Annotated in this window: 11 protein-coding genes, 1 other RNA gene, 1 pseudogene and 1 riboswitch; of the genes and pseudogenes, 9 read left to right on the forward strand and 4 right to left on the reverse strand. The window is 59.9% G+C overall.

What is annotated here, in order from left to right; all coding sequences use genetic code 11:
- Nucleotides 1–39: 39 nt before the first annotated feature.
- Nucleotides 40–399, reverse strand: coding sequence for a DUF4345 family protein (locus J4E08_RS03560; RefSeq protein ID WP_349537311.1), 360 nt, complete (start codon nt 397–399; stop codon nt 40–42).
- 98 nt (nt 400–497) lie between these two features.
- Nucleotides 498–849: a transfer-messenger RNA gene (ssrA, locus tag J4E08_RS03565) on the reverse strand.
- Nucleotides 850–1138: 289 nt separating this feature from the next.
- On the opposite strand from ssrA, the gene J4E08_RS03570 reads away from it, so the two are divergent.
- Nucleotides 1139–1999, forward strand: a complete 861-nt coding sequence (locus J4E08_RS03570) for a TolB family protein (RefSeq protein ID WP_349537312.1) — start codon at nt 1139–1141, stop codon at nt 1997–1999.
- Nucleotides 2000–2027: 28 nt separating this feature from the next.
- Complete coding sequence (locus J4E08_RS03575; RefSeq protein WP_183964661.1) at nt 2028–3323, forward strand: replication-associated recombination protein A; 1296 nt, start codon at nt 2028–2030, stop codon at nt 3321–3323.
- Nucleotides 3324–3326: 3 nt separating this feature from the next.
- Here the strand turns inward: J4E08_RS03575 and J4E08_RS03580 are convergent, their stop codons facing one another.
- Both J4E08_RS03580 and J4E08_RS03585 read right to left on the reverse strand, forming a co-directional pair.
- A complete protein-coding gene (locus tag J4E08_RS03580) occupies nt 3327–5489 on the reverse strand; it encodes a malate synthase G (RefSeq protein ID WP_349537313.1) in 2163 nt (720 codons plus the stop codon).
- Between the two features lie 134 nt (nt 5490–5623).
- Nucleotides 5624–5926 carry a hypothetical protein gene (locus J4E08_RS03585; RefSeq protein WP_183964665.1) on the reverse strand — a complete coding sequence of 101 codons (303 nt, stop codon included), beginning with the start codon at nt 5924–5926 and terminating at the stop codon, nt 5624–5626.
- A 125-nt stretch (nt 5927–6051) separates the two neighbouring features.
- Nucleotides 6052–6255, reverse strand: a riboswitch (cobalamin riboswitch).
- Nucleotides 6256–6678: 423 nt separating this feature from the next.
- On the opposite strand from J4E08_RS03585, the gene J4E08_RS03590 reads away from it, so the two are divergent.
- From J4E08_RS03590 to J4E08_RS03620, 7 genes and pseudogenes are all read left to right on the forward strand, one after another.
- On the forward strand, nt 6679–7053 hold the full coding sequence (locus J4E08_RS03590) for a type 2 periplasmic-binding domain-containing protein (RefSeq protein ID WP_349537314.1): 375 nt from the start codon (nt 6679–6681) through the stop codon (nt 7051–7053).
- A 227-nt stretch (nt 7054–7280) separates the two neighbouring features.
- On the forward strand, nt 7281–7601 hold the full coding sequence (locus tag J4E08_RS03595) for a hypothetical protein (RefSeq protein ID WP_349537315.1): 321 nt from the start codon (nt 7281–7283) through the stop codon (nt 7599–7601).
- Between the two features lie 42 nt (nt 7602–7643).
- A pseudogene (locus J4E08_RS03600) lies at nt 7644–8108 on the forward strand (four-carbon acid sugar kinase family protein).
- A 119-nt stretch (nt 8109–8227) separates the two neighbouring features.
- Nucleotides 8228–8383 carry a class II aldolase/adducin head domain-containing protein gene (locus J4E08_RS03605; protein WP_349537316.1) on the forward strand — a complete coding sequence of 52 codons (156 nt, stop codon included), beginning with the start codon at nt 8228–8230 and terminating at the stop codon, nt 8381–8383.
- Between the two features lies 1 nt (nt 8384).
- Nucleotides 8385–9188: a hydroxypyruvate isomerase family protein gene (locus J4E08_RS03610; RefSeq protein WP_349537317.1), complete on the forward strand. Its 804-nt coding sequence runs from the start codon at nt 8385–8387 to the stop codon at nt 9186–9188.
- 2028 nt (nt 9189–11216) lie between these two features.
- Nucleotides 11217–11693, forward strand: coding sequence for a dihydrofolate reductase (locus J4E08_RS03615; RefSeq protein ID WP_349537318.1), 477 nt, complete (start codon nt 11217–11219; stop codon nt 11691–11693).
- 712 nt (nt 11694–12405) lie between these two features.
- Nucleotides 12406–16065: a vitamin B12-dependent ribonucleotide reductase gene (locus tag J4E08_RS03620; RefSeq protein WP_349537319.1), complete on the forward strand. Its 3660-nt coding sequence runs from the start codon at nt 12406–12408 to the stop codon at nt 16063–16065.
- Nucleotides 16066–16089 lie beyond the last annotated feature (24 nt).

Genomic DNA, 16089 nt, shown 5'->3' on the forward strand with positions numbered 1-16089 from the left:
ACATCTGCGTTAAATCGGCAGTGTAACAACCGCAAGAAATCAGGCCTCGGGCCAGTTCACCAGGATCAACCAAAGCGCAGGGAACGCTTCGAGCGCAAACCACATAAGCGCCTTGGGCTGCGGCGGCTTGTCGAGGATCATGGAGACTGCGCGGCCGGTGGCGGCACCCGCGTACGCCACGCCGAGCATGGCGTAGGCCCAGCCGGCACCGGTCGCGATGCACACAAGGCCAACTGCTACAAACAACCCGCCGGCTGAAGCGCGGTACTCTGACAGTCCCATCGTCGACGCAGTGGGAGCCATATCCAATGTCTTTGCGGTAAAGCGCGGCGCGAAGAAACCAAAACCGCCAAATGCGATGGTCATCACTGCAATGAGTATGTTCACGATTTCGGACATTGTGTGCTCCGTTCTGGTGAAGCGGAGGTAGCGGCGGGCCAAGGCCGGTCAATACCCGTCTTTAAGAAGAAGGCATAAACTTGGCGGGGTAGGGATAAAGTGCAGGTTTCTGTTGCCAGGTACCTGCGAACCCCGCCTTACGCTGCTAGGCGCAAGGGCTTAAGTTTCGATCACTCGAACAGCTTACGCTGCGAGAGCAACCGGAGCACGATTGTCGTTTGCAATTGTACTTTGTGAACCGATAACGGTGGTATCTCACCGAAGCAAAGCTACATCTTTACGCGTTCGTCGATCCTGTTTCGGCCCCAAGATCCCTCAAACGAAGAGATATTTGGTGGAGCCGCCGGGTACCGCCCCCGGGTCCGATCCGTTTATTACATGCGCGTTTATGCTCATAGTCCCCGAAAGGACACTCGACATATAGGCGGGTCGGATCGGCTTGCCAAGGAGGGGGCGATGAAAAATTACGCCGGGATCGCGTGTTGCGTCCTAAGGGCCAGATCTTTCGGGTGACAGAATGCGACTCCGCGAATGCGAGAGTGAGGGAGTAGTCAAACTATTGTCTCAATCGCAGGTGTTTCACACTGATTTAATTCATTTAAAAACCAGAAACCTCACGCAATATCAATATGTTGCGGTAAGAGTCTCGTGCGGATTGCGGTGAACCTGTCAAGCGCAGCTCTGGCCCCAGGTCAAAGCTTACGCTAATCTTGGTTTGGGTCAGACTGTAGGAAAAGCGATGCGCAGCAGTGTCGAAATTTACGATTTGGAAACCGGAGACACCGAGGTTGTGCTCGACAGTCCAAATATGTTGGAAGCGCCCAACTGGGCGCGGGACGGCGCAGGCTTGATCGTGAACGGCGAGGGGAAGCTTTACCGTCTGGACCTCCGGACAGCTGAGCTGACGCAGATCGACACGGGCCCGCTCCACAAGTTGAACAACGATCACGGTCCGTCGCCCGATGGCGCATTCATGGCAGTCTCCGACAAGGTCGAGACTGGGAAAGCCTGTATCTATGTCCTTCCCGCTGCCGGAGGCACGCCGACGCGCATCACGCAAAATGTTCCAAGCTGGTGGCACGCATGGACGCCCGATAGCGCAAACCTGATTTACACCGCCGTGCGAGATGAAACTTTTGGCATCTACATTATACCTGCCGACGGCGGAGCGGAGCGTCGCGTGATCGGTGGTCCGCATCACTATGATGGGCCGGACATCACACCTGACGGTCAGTGGATTTGGTTTAATTCTGAACGCGGCGATTTGCCCTCCAGCCTGTGGCGGGTCCGGCAAGACGGCAGCGACCCGCAACAGATGACGCACGGGGCGCGTGTGGATTGGTTTCCACATCCTTCGCCGGACGGTCAGCACGTTGTGTACCTCAGCTACCCCGAAGGCACCGAAGGCCATCCGTTCGGACGCGATGTGGAACTTCGGCTCATACCCATTGAGGGTGGCGAGCCAAAGACGCTTGTGCGGCTGTTCGGTGGGCAGGGCACGTTGAATGTGCCTTGCTGGGCGCCCGATGGACGGCGCTTTGTCTTTGTGCGCTACTTCCGCGAGAGCGAAGCCGTTGTCGCGCCCGAGCCTTCGGTCTAGGACGGGGCGAGCCGCAACAGGAGCGACCATGGATCTTTTCGACGCAGCGCCGTCTGACCGCCGCCGTCCGCTGGCCGATGTGCTGCGCCCCACAACGCTGGATGAGGTGATCGGGCAGCAGCCGCTGGTGGCCAAAGGGTCGATCCTGCGGCGGCGCATCGCGGCTGATGCGCTTGGCAGCCTTTTGTTGTACGGGCCTCCGGGGATCGGCAAGACCTCGATTGCGCGCGCGGTCGGCAACATGCTGGGCAAGGAGTTCCGCATTCTGCATGCCGCAGGGGTGCGCGTGCAGGACATTCGCAAAATTGCCGACGAGGCACGGATCAAACCAATCTTGATGTTTGTGGACGAGGTGCATCGCCTGTCGTCCACCCAAGCCGATGATCTGCTGACAATCTGTGAAGAAGGCACCACCGATTTCATCGGCGCCACCACGGAAAACCCCTATCATGCCATCCCCAAGGCCCTGATCTCCCGGTCTCAGGTGCTGAAACTTGAGCCGTTGAGCCTTGAGGATATGAAAGATGTGATCCGGCGCGGCGTGGCGTTTTTGCAAGCGCAGAGCGTGGACATCGAGCTGACCGACGACCAACTCACGTTGATCGCCGGGCGGTCTGGTGGGGATGCGCGGCGCGCTTTGACCACGCTGGAGAGCCTCGCCATTGGTCACACCGGGCAGGTCACCGAGGCCATGATCGACGAGGTCTATGCCGCCGCGCCCGTGAACTTTGATCGCACCGGTGATCAGCATTATGACGTGACTTCGGCGTTTATCAAATCCATGCGTGGCTCGGACCCTGATGCGACACTGTATTGGCTCGCCGTGCTGGTGCATGCGGGCGAAGACCCGCGTTTCATTGCACGGCGCATCATGATTCACGCGTCAGAAGATATTGGCCTTGCCGACAACACCGCGTTGCAAACCGCTGTTGCGGCGGCAGAGGCGGTGGAGCGCATCGGCTATCCTGAGGCGCAGATCATCCTCGCCCACGCCGCGCTGCATATCGCGCGCGCACCGAAGTCCGCTGCTGCCTGTCGCGGCATCGGCGCGGCGCTGTCTTATGTACGCTCCAACCCTCAGCTGGCCGTTCCGTTGCATCTGAGGGACGCGCATTATGCCGGCGCCAAGAAATTGGGCCATGTGGGCTATCGTCTGCCGCATAAGGACCCCAAAGGCTGGGTCGACCAAACCTATGTGGAGAATGTCCCGCGCGGCGCGTTTTACCAAAGCGATGCGCGGGAGGCTGCGACCTTTGAAAAGCGCGCGGACGAGCATTGGCACCGGATCACCGGGAAACGCACGCCGCGCACCTTTGAAGACTAGCGCTTAGCCCTGGGCCTTCAGCTCCAGGCGGCGGCGATGGAGCACCGGCTCGGTATAGCCGGACGGTTGCTCGCGCCCTTCAAATACCAGATCGCAGGCGGCCTTGTAGGCGATGCCGTCAAAGCCCGGTGCCATGGGGCGGTAGCGCGGATCGCCCGCGTTCTGGCGGTCGACGACCTCTGCCATGAATTGCATGATCTCGGACACCTCCTGGCGCGAGACAACGCCATGGTGCAGCCAGTTGGCGATATGCTGGGCGGAGATGCGGCAGGTGGCGCGATCTTCCATCAGGCCGACATCGTTGATGTCGGGGACCTTGGAACAGCCCACGCCCTGATCGATCCAGCGCACCACGTAGCCCAGGATGCCTTGCGCGTTGTTTTCCACCTCGCGTCGGATCTGATCGCGGGTCCATTTGCGGTAGGTGGCCAGCGGAATGTCCAGCAGGGCCTCGACGTAGGCACGGCGTCCGCCCTCGGCGAGCTTGGCCTGAACCGCCAGAACGTCAACCTTGTGGTAATGCGTGGCGTGTAGCGTGGCGGCCGTTGGAGAGGGCACCCATGCGCAGTTTGCACCGGCACGCGGATGTTCGATCTTGGACTCTAGCATGGCGGACATGTTGTCGGGCTGCGCCCACATGCCTTTGCCGATCTGTGCGCGACCAGACAGGCCGCATTCCAGACCAATGTCCACGTTCTGGTTCTCGTAGGCGGTGATCCACGATTTGCGCTTGATGAAATCCTTGCGCGAGAACGGCCCGGCTTCCATCGATGTGTGAATTTCGTCGCCGGTGCGGTCAAGGAAGCCGGTGTTGATGAAACATACGCGGCTCTTGGCGGCACGGATGCACTCTTTGAGGTTCACCGAGGTGCGGCGTTCCTCGTCCATGATGCCAAGCTTCACAGTGTATTGCGGCAGGCCAAGCACCTGTTCCACGTGGCTGAAGATCTCATCGGCGAAGGCGACTTCTTCCGGGCCGTGCATCTTTGGCTTCACCACATAGACGGAGCCGGACAGGGAATTGCGCGCGCCAGATGTCTTTTTGAGGTCGTGCATGGCGATGAGAACGGTCATCATCGCGTCCATCAGACCTTCGAAGATCTCCTGACCGTCGCGGTCGAGGATCGCCGTGTTTGTCATCAGATGGCCGACGTTGCGCACCAGCAGCAAGGCGCGCCCTTTGAGCGTGAGGGTCGAGCCGTCCGGCGCGGTAAAGGTCCGGTCGTCATGCAATGCGCGCGTGACCGATTTGCCGCCTTTGTCGAACGTCTCGGACAGATCGCCTTGCATCAGGCCCAGCCAGTTGCGGTAGGCAGTGGTCTTGTCCTCGGCATCGACGCAGGCGACGCTGTCCTCGCAATCCACGATGGCGGACATCGCACTTTCCAGCCGCACATCCGCAAGGCCGGAGGGCGTCGTCTTGCCAATGGGATGGTCGGGGTTGAACACGAGTTCCACATGCAAGCCGTTGTTGCGCAGAAGGACGGAGGTTGGCGCGTCTGCACTGCCGGTGTAGCCGGCAAAACCGGCGGGCGCCTTCAGCGGTGAGCCATCCACCAAAAGCGCGCCATCCACCACGCGATAGGCCTGAGCCTGCGCATGAGACACCGCTTCGAGCGGGAATATCTGATCGAGGAACACAGCCGAACGTGCGACCACGCGGGCCGCACGCCCGTCATCGAAACCACCCGTCGGGATCGGGCCCATGGCGTCTGTGCCATAGAGCGCATCGTAAAAGCTGCCCCAGCGCGCATTTGCAGCGTTTAGAACGAACCGCGCATTTGTCACAGGAACCACCAACTGGGGGCCGGCAACCTTCGCGATTTCAGGATCAGTGTTGGCGGTCTCGATTTCGAAGTCCGGCCCCTCTGGCAGAATGTAGCCGATCTTTTGCAAGAACCCCTTGTAGGACACCGCATTGTGCGGGCCGCCGCGATTGCCTTTGTGCCACTGGTCGATCTGTTTTTGCAGATCTTCGCGCTTGTCCAGCAGCGCTTTGTTACGCGGTCCAAAGTCGTGCACCAGCGTGGACAGCCCCTCCCATAGAGTGTCGGCAGATACGTCGGTGCCGGGCAGCACCTCTTGTTCTACGAAAGTGACAAGCTTGGGGCTGATCTGCAATCCGGCACGCGCGACGCGCTGGGTCTGGCTAGGCTGGTCTGTCAATTCGGGTATCCTTGGATGGGACGTTAAACTTTGCCCAATTGTAGTCTCTCGGTCTCGTCGGGAAAAGGCGCATTTCCCGAGAAGGTGTTACACTCTAAGGCAGATGGTGACGGTATCAGCCCGTCCAGCGGTGCTTATGACATCAGGCGACGGGTTCGCGCGCCGCCGCGCCGCACCCGTGGTGGTGGCGCCAGGGTCATCGGCTGCAAAGGTGTGTCCAACGACTGGCGCAGCAGCGCACAAAACACCGCGACGGCCGGTGAGCCGTCGGCAAAGATTTGCGCCATGGCAAGTGCGCGCTGCGCCTCTGCGGCGTATCCGCTGTGGCCGGGCAGGGCGCCCAACCATTGCAGATATCCCATGCGGCCCATTTCCGTGGCGCGGCCGGGATGGACCGGGCCAATATCAAGTTGAGAAATCGTGCGTTCAAGTAGCATAGCGCCCTCCGCGCAGCTGGACGCGGGTCGTGAGGGACAGCGATGTCAAAAGGTCGGATCGGACCATATTGCCTGCTTTCTCCCGAGGCACCCCGCCCGAGGATTGAAGGTGACTGCGATATGCGGACCGCATACCGGAGATGGCAGGTCTCCTGACTTGCGGGTCGTCGTGGTCCCGAACCTTCCCGGACGAATGGGTCCAGTGGTCATTTCGGGGCACTCGCCGCTTACAGTTGCGGGGGCAGTTGCGGCATAGGGCGTTAACCCGCACCGCATTCCCTTTTCAGCCCACCCTTGAAGGGCGGGGCACCATCACGCACAAATTGTCACGGTCGCTGGCATCTGTCCAGAGCGCTAAGCAGGCATTCAGAGCAGAGGTTATTCAAAATGTGTGCCCGAACACTTGCTGGAGGAGGCAAGAGAGCCTTGCCCTGAGATTTCCGCGGTTTATCTGGCGGTTCCTCCTTCGGCGGCTGGGCATTGGTGGCATCGAGGCGAAGCTCTATGCCCGGCTGCTTTTGATAAAACCGGGTAGGCGCGGGGGAACCTATTTGTTGGCGAAGGTCGGCGCCACGCGGATGTTCAGAAGGATGAAGGACTTCACGCCCCGCGTCTGCCCAGTGGCCACGGTGATGCGCTCAATCTCGTCCCGGACCGGGCCGGGAATACCGTTCTCCCGCTTCGGTCTGCACCACCTTGCGGCCAGTGCGACTGAATAGGCGGACCTCGATATGCACTTAGATGGCGCGGACTTGCTGACTGACGGCGGACGGGAAAATCCCGCGGTGAACAGCGAAAGCCAGAAGATCCAGGAAGAACAGGACTATATGGCCTTGTCCGATTACAAGCGGGAGTTCCCGGCGTTGCTGGCCAGCAAAGTGACATGGGCACAGCTGTCGGACGCGGAAAATGGCCGGCTTTCCGAAGCATCGACCGCCGCAACCGAGTACCAGCGCAGCAACGCCACCGAGGCCAATGCGGCATTGCTCGCGATCGTATCCGAGGCGGCGAAGGTGAGCGAGATCAACACCGAGACGTTCCGCGAAGCAACCGCACCGGTTTATGACGCGTGGCGCGAAAAGTACTGCGACTTCGTCGAAGCGTTGTTCACCCAGTCGCAGGCCTAATCTTCCGCGGCCGTCTCGCCATGACCGACAGCAACGCAACCAGCCGCGGCGCGCAGGATCCGGGTATAGCTCGGATGATCTTTAGGGACGGACGCGATCATCACGCATCTGGCCCAGATCACCGGTATCCTCTCGCTGGTCGGATTGATCGTGGCCGTCCCCGCCGGGGTCGCGCTGCGCTAACTGACCGAACAGGGCGCGGGTTGGGTGAACGAGACCCCTATCTCATGTTCCCTTGTCTATGCGCGAGCGCCTTCGTGCTTGCGGCCCATGCCGGTGGCCATATCTGCGTCGAGGCCTTGCTGTCATCCCTGCAGCGCCGCCACAATCATGTCCTTGCCGGTCCATGCGGCGGCCATGCTGCTCTTCGCCTGGCTGACCCGCGCGGGTCAGACCGTGGTCGAGGTGGCCGTGTCAGAATTCCATCCATCCTGCGCATTCCCACCGCTTGGGGCGAAGGCGGTCTGACCGTGGCCTGCGCTTTGCTGCCGGTCACCGCGCTGACCGCGCAGATCGAGGCAAGCCACGACCGGGTCGCAAAAAACTGAATTGCTGTCCCTTGATCTGATCTTCTGAGGGAGGTGGGGCAGATGCTTCTGGGATGTATCGCCGATGATTTCACCGGGGCCAGCGACCTTGGCAACACGCTGACTTGTGCTGGGATCCGCACCACGCTGATGACCGGGATGCCCGGCAACAGAAATGCGGTGGACTGCGATACGGGTTTCATCGCGCTCAAGACCCGATCTATTCCGGCAGACGATGAGGTGGCGTAAAAGCTCGCGGCGCTTGACTGGCTGCGCGCACCGGGGGCAACACAGATCCTGTGCAAGTATTGCTCGACTTTCGACAGCACCGCCGACGACAATATCTGCCCGATGTCCGGAGCGCTGATGCAGGCCCTTGGAGCCGACCGCACCTTGCTCGTGCTCACTTTTCCGGGCACCGGTCAGCGGGTGTTCGTGGAGCATCTTTTCGTCAATAACAGGCTTTTGTCCTGTTTCGAGGGCACCGATTTGAAAGCCCCCTTGCGGCGATCACGCCCTATGCGGTGATGTGGCTCGGGAATGTGCCGATGGTGCATTACACGAGGCCCGGTGCGGATACCGTGATGCCCTAAATTGAGGGGGCGGCAGTCGACCATCTGGCGGTGCTGCTTGGCAACCACGGCCCCGTGGTCAGCGCCGACGGCCTCGAAAACGCGGTCTTCGCCGCTGACAACCTTGAAGAGACCATCAAGCTGATCGTCCTTGCCGGGGATCGCCCGGTGTGCCTTCTGGGGCATGGAGACATCGACAAGTTGAACGCAACCTTCCGGCTGAGAGGCTGATATGAAACGTTTTTCCGCCAATCTCGGTTTTCTCTGGAGGGAGCTCGACCTGCTTGACCGGATCAGGGCCGCAGCGGACGCAGGTTTCGATGCTGTCGAACTGCACTGGCCCTATGACACCCCGGCGCAGGACATCCTGAACTGCTGTCAGGACGCTGGCGTCCGGCTTCTGGCGTTGAACTCACCGCGCGGCGATCTGTCGAAGGGCGAATACGGCTTGGCGGCGCTGCAAGGCCGCGAGGCGGAGTTTCGCGAGGGCTTCCTGCGCGCCGCCGAATTCGCCATCTCCGCAGGTGCGCCGCGCATGCATATCATGGCGGGGGTCACGCCCAACACGCCCGCGGCGCGGGCGACCCTTGGCGCAAACCTGCGCTGGGTCGAGGCGACTGTGCCCGAACTGAGCTATCTTCTCGAGCCCCTGAACATTTTTGACGCCCCGGGTTACTTTTACCATCTGCCTGAACAAGCCGTCCGCGTCATCCGGGATGAAGACCTGGGGCGCACGCAGCTCATGTTCGACATCTACCATGTGGGGCGTGAAGGGCTGAGCCCTGAAAAGGAATTCGACCGTTTCCGTGACGCTGTGGGCCATGTCCAGATCGCCGCCGTCCCGACCCGGACCGAGCCACATGCCGGTTCGGTCGACATGGCGGCTGCCCTGAACCACCTGCTGCGCAACGGCTATTCCGGCTGGATCGGTTGCGAATACAAGCCTGAACGCACGATCGAGGCTGGGTTGCCTCGTCTGCGGCAGCTTGCGTCCTATCTTGGCGCCGGTGCTGAAAGGCCAACGAAGGGGGCGTAATCTTTCGATATGGCAGACATTTCCATATCCCGTTGAGGTTGTGACATGCGAATGACCTCGGCGGTTGTCGCTCGCCGCCTCTCACCTGGCTAGCATTTTACATAAACCGGCAGCCTGGCCGACGTCTTAGAGATCGGGCGCGCTGCCGCCGCTCGACATGTACGACGTCGGTCAATTTGTGTGTCTGGGCGGATCTTTGAACGGCGCTCGTGGGCCACTCGTGGACGTCACGCCGACGGAGAGACGGTGCTCACGTTCAAAAACGATTCCGTTCGTGCGGCAATCGCCATGTTTTCCCAAAACGCCAAACACGTTATTTGCCAGGCAAGAGGCGCTACAGCTTTTGGATCAAATGGGAGGCTAGACTTTTTCGCCGAGCTTTTCCTCGTAAAAGACCCCGGCGGTTGGAAAGCCCACGCACGCGTCCCGCGAAATCAGGCTGGCGCGATGTGTCCGACCATCTGCCACCTTGCAACAACGTGCCATTCCGAAATCAGCCTGTGCTCAAAAGCGGATGCATCGACCTGATGCTATCACACTCTGAAACTTGATCGAAGCCATCGCAGCGCAAAAGCGGATCGCCCAATAGAGGCACTGACTGGTAGGTCCTTCCAATAGGTCACTCTCCTGTGTCAGGATAGTGTGTGTATTGCGCCTTTCCGAGCTGCGGATGCTGTGGTCTGGCCACCGTCCGTTCAAATAAAACGGAAATTTCCGAGCCATCTGCGGTGCGTCGATCCTTGTCTGACACGGAATGTTGCGCTGATAAATCTAAGAGAGACGTAGATTTTAGACGTTGGCGATGTATTCGATGATCACTGTCTCCGACTGCCGCCGCGTTTCCCACGCCCGTGGCCAGATTAGCTTGGCATGGAGGATTTAGAACAAGGTCTCGGGAAGGGCGATGCCATCGCAATTGTCCTTACCACTGATCGGCAACCCGGCAGCCTTTGTTTACATGAAAGAGCGGGGAAGAACTGGAAGCCATGCTGGTATAAGGCCTTCTGATCACAGCAAATGATGCGCAATTTCTGGATTCGCGATCATGTGGAGGTCGCCACTGGCCGTATCGCCAAACGGGAGGGCCTCGCTTGTGCCAAGTCCGTCTCGGTATGGAAACTGTGGGGGCTGTGACCGACCAGGCCGACAGAGGTCCTTGCGCTGACATAAGGGCGGCGAGGTGGCAAGGCGCACTAACCTCAGATCGACAGCGATCTCGATGTAAAGTTTTTCGATCATAAAAGTCTCTGGCTGTGCGGCCGTATAGGTCTGCTCTACCATTCGATTCCGAAGGACGCAGATCTCAACCGACATGGCCGCCAAGAAAGAAGCGCTTTTAACCAGGCTCCGGCTACGAGACCACGCAAAGCACTTGGCTGGCGAACGCTCGCAGAAGCACGTGACCGGCGGCTCAAGACAGATATATCCGAAGGTGAAGCGGCGATTGGTTGTAGCTGTCTTGAGATCCGAGATCGATATGAAGAACTCAGCCCTTTGCTGGTGACCGCTGCGTGATTGTGGTTTCCACTGCCCAGAAGGGGGTGTCTGCGAGAAATGTCGCGAGAGCGGCCACGTCCCACGACCTTCGTCTGGCCCCTCTCACAACCGTTGTTGGACTGAGAAAACGTCCCGTTGCTACGCTTTTTCCATGTGCAATTGCAAACTTACGGGATTTGGGAGTCATGAGAGTATCACGTGGCTGACGGATGTGCATGGGCTAAGAAAGCCGATCTGCCAGGATGTGTGCGCTCTTTGGAGGTTCTGCCAGCTTTCAACGTGGGACGATAAAGAGACCAGTTTGAATGGCCTGTGCGTCAATTAAACCAATGCGATTTCAAGTGCGGCAAACTCCGTCATCAAAGTTTGGTTTTCCTAGCCGGCATCCGACCGGAACAAGGCGGATGTTGGGATTGTGCAGACGGAACCGATCCATGACTTTAAGATTGAGGATTCCATCACTTGGGGATACTCGGCGCCCACAGGCAGGGCCGGGATCTGGCGGTCCGTCCCTATATTCGGAGAGCGTCCATGATCACGTTGATCGCAGCCCATGACCATAATCGTGCAATTGGCAGGGATGGTGACATTCCCTGGCACATCCCGCAGGATCTGGCGCTGTTCAAGCGTGAGACTTTGGGGGGCGCTATTGTCATGGGGCGAAAGACCTGGGACAGTCTTCCGTTCAAGCCTCTGAAAGATCGCCTGAATATTGTGGTGTCGCGTGACATGTCCTTGCACGAGCATGTGGTCACCTCGGTCGAGGCGGCCATTGCTCTGGCCTATGCAGAGGGCTATTTTCGGATCTATGGCATTGGCGGGCAAGCTATTTACGAAGAAATGTTGCCATTGGCGGATCGCTTGTTGCTCACCCAGGTGGACACGACGGTTACGGGCGCGGATACATGGTTTCCGGACAAGGGACAGGGCTGGACCGAACTGGGCCGCAACAATCTGACAGACGGCACACCCAGCGCTATCGCCTGTGAGATGATCAGGCGCCGGTAAGTCCCGGAAGGTCTGTTCGGCATGGAAAGGCTGTGCAGCTGCTTCGGGCGTCTTGCCTTGTACGCGGTCAAGTGCTTTAGACGGCGCATCGAGTCGCCGGGACGGTTGCAACCATATTCCTCCGATGCACACAGACGATGGCCGCAGCTCTGATATTGCCAGCAAACACAACATCTAGATCGCTGCGAATCCAGGATTGCCAAAAATTCGGGCATGTGGACAGATTTCTGCCGCTGGTGGCGCATGTGACGCTTGCGCGTTACTGCCGCGCAACAGCACCAGCCTTTGTCCACAGGAAATTTTCGGTGCTTCCCGCGCGCTCACGTTTGCCTGCCACCGGGTGGCTGGTTGTGGATAACGTTGTGCAAATGCGTTCAAAATCGCGGTTTCTTCCACGTGGCAAATATTAACAGCTTGTGAGTGAATCGTGGGCACCCCACAGGCCCTTGTGGAGGACGCCATGGTCAACACTAAATATATGGTAGCTTCGCCAAAAAAGCCGTTGACGACGCGGGCTCCTCGTGGCCATTTTGTGATGCCGGTCGAGAGTGCCACAAGATATAGTGCGCCGAGATCAGGAGCAGACAAGTCAGCCAATTGGACGGAGGGGACACTCCGAACATATGCGCCCACCGCGCATGGGGGCTGATGTCTGCATTCTGTGACTGCGACGCGGCGTTGAATTGGTCACCAATCGACGGGGCAGGATGCGATGAAGATCGAAAGAAAATACACCAAGGCCGGGCAGGATGCATATGCGGAGGTGCCTTTCGTCACCACCAAATCCGAGATCCGCAACCCGGATGGCACGACCGTTTTCGCGCTCGACAACCTTGAGGTTCCCGCCAAGTGGAGCCAGGTCGCCAGCGATGTGATCGCGCAGAAGTATTTTCGTAAAGCCGGCGTCCCGGTCGAGCTCAAGCGCGTTGCCGAAGCTGACGTGCCCGAGTTCCTGTGGCGCTCCGTTCCCAAAACCAAAAATACTCCGAAGGTAGGCGAAACCTCTGCGCGGCAGGTGTTCGACCGTCTGGCAGGCGCATGGACCTATTGGGGCTGGAAGGGCGGCTATTTCTCGACCGAGGAAGACGCGCAGGCTTATTACGACGAGATGCGCTACATGCTGGCGACCCAAGTCGCCGCGCCCAACAGCCCCCAGTGGTTCAACACGGGCCTGCATTGGGCCTATGGCATCGACGGGCCAGGTCAGGGTCACAGCTATGTCGACTACAAGACCGGCGAGCTGACCAAATCGCAATCCGCCTACGAACACCCGCAGCCGCATGCCTGCTTTATCCAGTCGGTGACCGACGATCTGGTCAACGAAGGCGGCATCATGGACCTTTGGGTGCGTGAGGCGCGTCTGTTCAAGTACGGCTCCGGCACTGGTACGAACTTCTCCTCGCTGCGCGCTGCGGGCGAAAGCCTGTCCGGCGGCGGCAAGTCGTCCGGCCTGATGGGCTTTCTGAAGATCGGCGACCGCGCGGCGGGCGCGATCAAATCCGGCGGCACCACGCGCCGCGCGGCCAAGATGGTGATCTGCGATGCGGACCACCCCGATATCGAAGAATTCATCAACTGGAAGGTCAAGGAGGAGCAGAAGGTTGCTTCCATCGTGGCCGGGTCAAAGATGCACGAGAAGATGCTCAACGGCATTTTCGATGCGATCCGTGGCTTTGACGGGTCCGAGGTTGACGCCTACGAGCCCTCTGCCAACGCCAAGCTGAAGAAAGCCCTGCGCACCGCCAAGCAGGTGATGATCCCCGAGACCTACATCAAGCGCGTTCTGGACTACGCGCGGCAGGGCTACGCCTCGATCGAGTTCCCGACCTATGACACCGATTGGGACAGCGAAGCTTATGCCTCGGTCTCTGGCCAGAACTCCAACAACTCGATCCGCGTCACCGACGCCTTCCTCAAGGCTGTGCGCGAAGACAAGCCGTGGGAGTTGATCCGCCGCACCGATGGCAAGGTGGCCAAGACCATTTCTGCCCGCGAGCTGTGGGAACAGATCGGTCACGCGGCATGGGCTTGTGCAGACCCCGGCATCCAGTTCCACGACACCGTCAACGCCTGGCACACCTGCCCCGAAGATGGTGAGATCCGTGGCTCCAACCCGTGTTCCGAGTACATGTTCCTCGACGACACGGCGTGCAACCTCGCGTCCATGAACCTGCTGACGTTCCTGCATGACGGGGAATTCGACGCGGAAACCTATATGCACGCCACGCGCCTGTGGACGCTGACGCTGGAAATCGCCGTTCTCATGGCGCAGTTCCCATCCGCCGCCATCGCGCAACGCAGCTACGATTTCCGCACCCTGGGTTTGGGCTATGCCAACATCGGCGGTCTGCTGATGAACATGGGCTATGGCTATGACAGCCGAGAGGGTCGGGCGCTGTGTGGTGCCCTGACCGCGATCATGACCGGTGTGGCCTATGCGACCTCTGCCGAGATCGCCGGCGAAGTGGGGGCCTTTGCCCGCTACGAGGCCAACAGCGACCACATGCTGCGTGTCATCCGCAATCACCGCACCGCCGCCTATGGCCGCACCGAAGGCTATGAGGGGCTCGAAGTGAAGCCCGTTGCGTTGGACCATGCCGGCTGCCCGGATGAGAAGCTGGTTTCACTGGCAAAGACATCCTGGGACGAGGCGCTGAAGCTGGGAGAACGGCACGGCTATCGCAACGCGCAGGTGTCTGTTGTCGCGCCGACCGGGACCATCGGTCTGGTCATGGATTGCGACACCACGGGGATCGAGCCCGATTTTGCGCTGGTGAAGTTCAAGAAGCTCGCCGGTGGTGGCTACTTCAAGATCATCAACCGGTCCGTGCCTGCGGCGCTGGTCAAGGTGGGCTACACCTCCAGCCAGATCGAGGAGATCATCTCCTACGCGGTCGGGCACCAGACCCTTGGCAACGCACCGGGCGTGAATCACACCTCGTTGATCGGCCACGGCTTTGGCCCGGCGCAAATCGAAAAGATCGAGGCCGCGCTGGCAACCGCTTTCGACATCCGCTTCGTGTTCAACCAGTGGACGCTGGGCGAGACCTTCTGCACCGAAGTGCTGGGCATCCCGCAGGCCAAGCTGAACGATCCGACCTTCGATCTGCTGCGCCATCTGGGCTATACCAAAGCAGAGATCGACGCCGCCAATGACCACGTCTGCGGCACCATGACCCTGGAAGGCGCGCCGTTCCTGAAGGACGAGCACCTGTCGATCTTTGACTGTGCCAACCCCTGCGGCAAGAAGGGCAAGCGGTACCTGTCCGTCGACGCGCATATCTACATGATGGCGGCGGCGCAGTCGTTCATCTCTGGCGCGATCTCCAAGACGATCAACATGGCAAACGACGCCACGATCGAAGACTGCCAGAAGGCCTACGAGCTGTCGTGGTCGCTGGGGATCAAGGCCAACGCCCTCTATCGCGACGGCTCCAAGCTGTCTCAGCCGCTGGCCTCTGCGCTGGTCGAGGACGACGAGGACGCTGCCGACATTCTGGAAACCGGCACCCAGACACAAAAGGCGCAGGTGCTGGCTGAAAAGATCGTCGAAAAGGTCGTGGTGAAGGAAATCATCCGTTCCGAGCGCACCAAGATGCCGGAACGCCGCAAGGGCTACACGCAAAAGGCCGTGGTCGGTGGCCACAAGGTCTATCTGCGCACCGGTGAGTACCAGGACGGCAGCCTGGGCGAGATCTTTATCGACATGCACAAGGAAGGCGCGGGCTTCCGCGCGATGATGAATAACTTCGCCATCGCCGTGTCCGTCGGTCTGCAATATGGCGTGCCGCTGGAAGAGTTCGTGGATGCCTTTACCTTCACCAAGTTCGAACCGGCGGGCATGGTGCAGGGCAACGACAGCATCAAGAACGCGACCTCGATCCTCGACTATATCTTCCGCGAATTGGCGGTCAGCTACCTCGACCGCACGGATCTGGCGCATGTAAAACCCACGGGCGCTGCGTTTGATGATCTGGGCCGCGGGTCCGAGGAAGGCGTCGCCAACGTGCAGGAGCTGTCTGAAACCGCTGCGACGCGCTCTCTGGAGGTGCTCAAGCAGATCTCTTCGACAGGCTATCTGCGCAAGCGTCTGCCGCAAGAGCTGGTGGTGTTCCAGGGCGGTGGTGGCGACACGGTTGCGGCGCTGAACACGCTGGTGCCGGAAACGTCAGGCGGCATGGGCGCGGCCTCTGTGATGGCGACGTCAACTGTTGCTGCGGCCTCTGCTGCCATGTCGATGGACGAACGCACCAAGGCGAAGATGCAGGGCTACGAGGGCGAAGCCTGCGGCGACTGCGGCAACTACACGCTGGTGCGCAACGGCACCTGCATGAAGTGCAACACCTGCGGCGGCACATCCGGCTGTAGCTAAGGGATTTGGGCGGCCCTCACGGGT

The organism is Sagittula sp. NFXS13 (assembly GCF_040148795.1).
Lineage (GTDB): Bacteria > Pseudomonadota > Alphaproteobacteria > Rhodobacterales > Rhodobacteraceae > Sagittula > Sagittula marina.

What these genes read in the sequence shown, in the direction of transcription:
- J4E08_RS03560 (WP_349537311.1), bottom strand. Translation starts at nt 399, where the DNA reads ATGTCCGAAATCGTGAACATACTCATTGCAGTGATGACCATCGCATTT.
- J4E08_RS03570 (WP_349537312.1), top strand. Translation starts at nt 1,139, where the DNA reads ATGCGCAGCAGTGTCGAAATTTACGATTTGGAAACCGGAGACACCGAG.
- J4E08_RS03575 (WP_183964661.1), top strand. Translation starts at nt 2,028, where the DNA reads ATGGATCTTTTCGACGCAGCGCCGTCTGACCGCCGCCGTCCGCTGGCC.
- J4E08_RS03585 (WP_183964665.1), bottom strand. Translation starts at nt 5,926, where the DNA reads ATGCTACTTGAACGCACGATTTCTCAACTTGATATTGGCCCGGTCCAT.
- J4E08_RS03595 (WP_349537315.1), top strand. Translation starts at nt 7,281, where the DNA reads ATGTTCCCTTGTCTATGCGCGAGCGCCTTCGTGCTTGCGGCCCATGCC.
- J4E08_RS03610 (WP_349537317.1), top strand. Translation starts at nt 8,385, where the DNA reads ATGAAACGTTTTTCCGCCAATCTCGGTTTTCTCTGGAGGGAGCTCGAC.
- J4E08_RS03615 (WP_349537318.1), top strand. Translation starts at nt 11,217, where the DNA reads ATGATCACGTTGATCGCAGCCCATGACCATAATCGTGCAATTGGCAGG.
- J4E08_RS03620 (WP_349537319.1), top strand. Translation starts at nt 12,406, where the DNA reads ATGAAGATCGAAAGAAAATACACCAAGGCCGGGCAGGATGCATATGCG.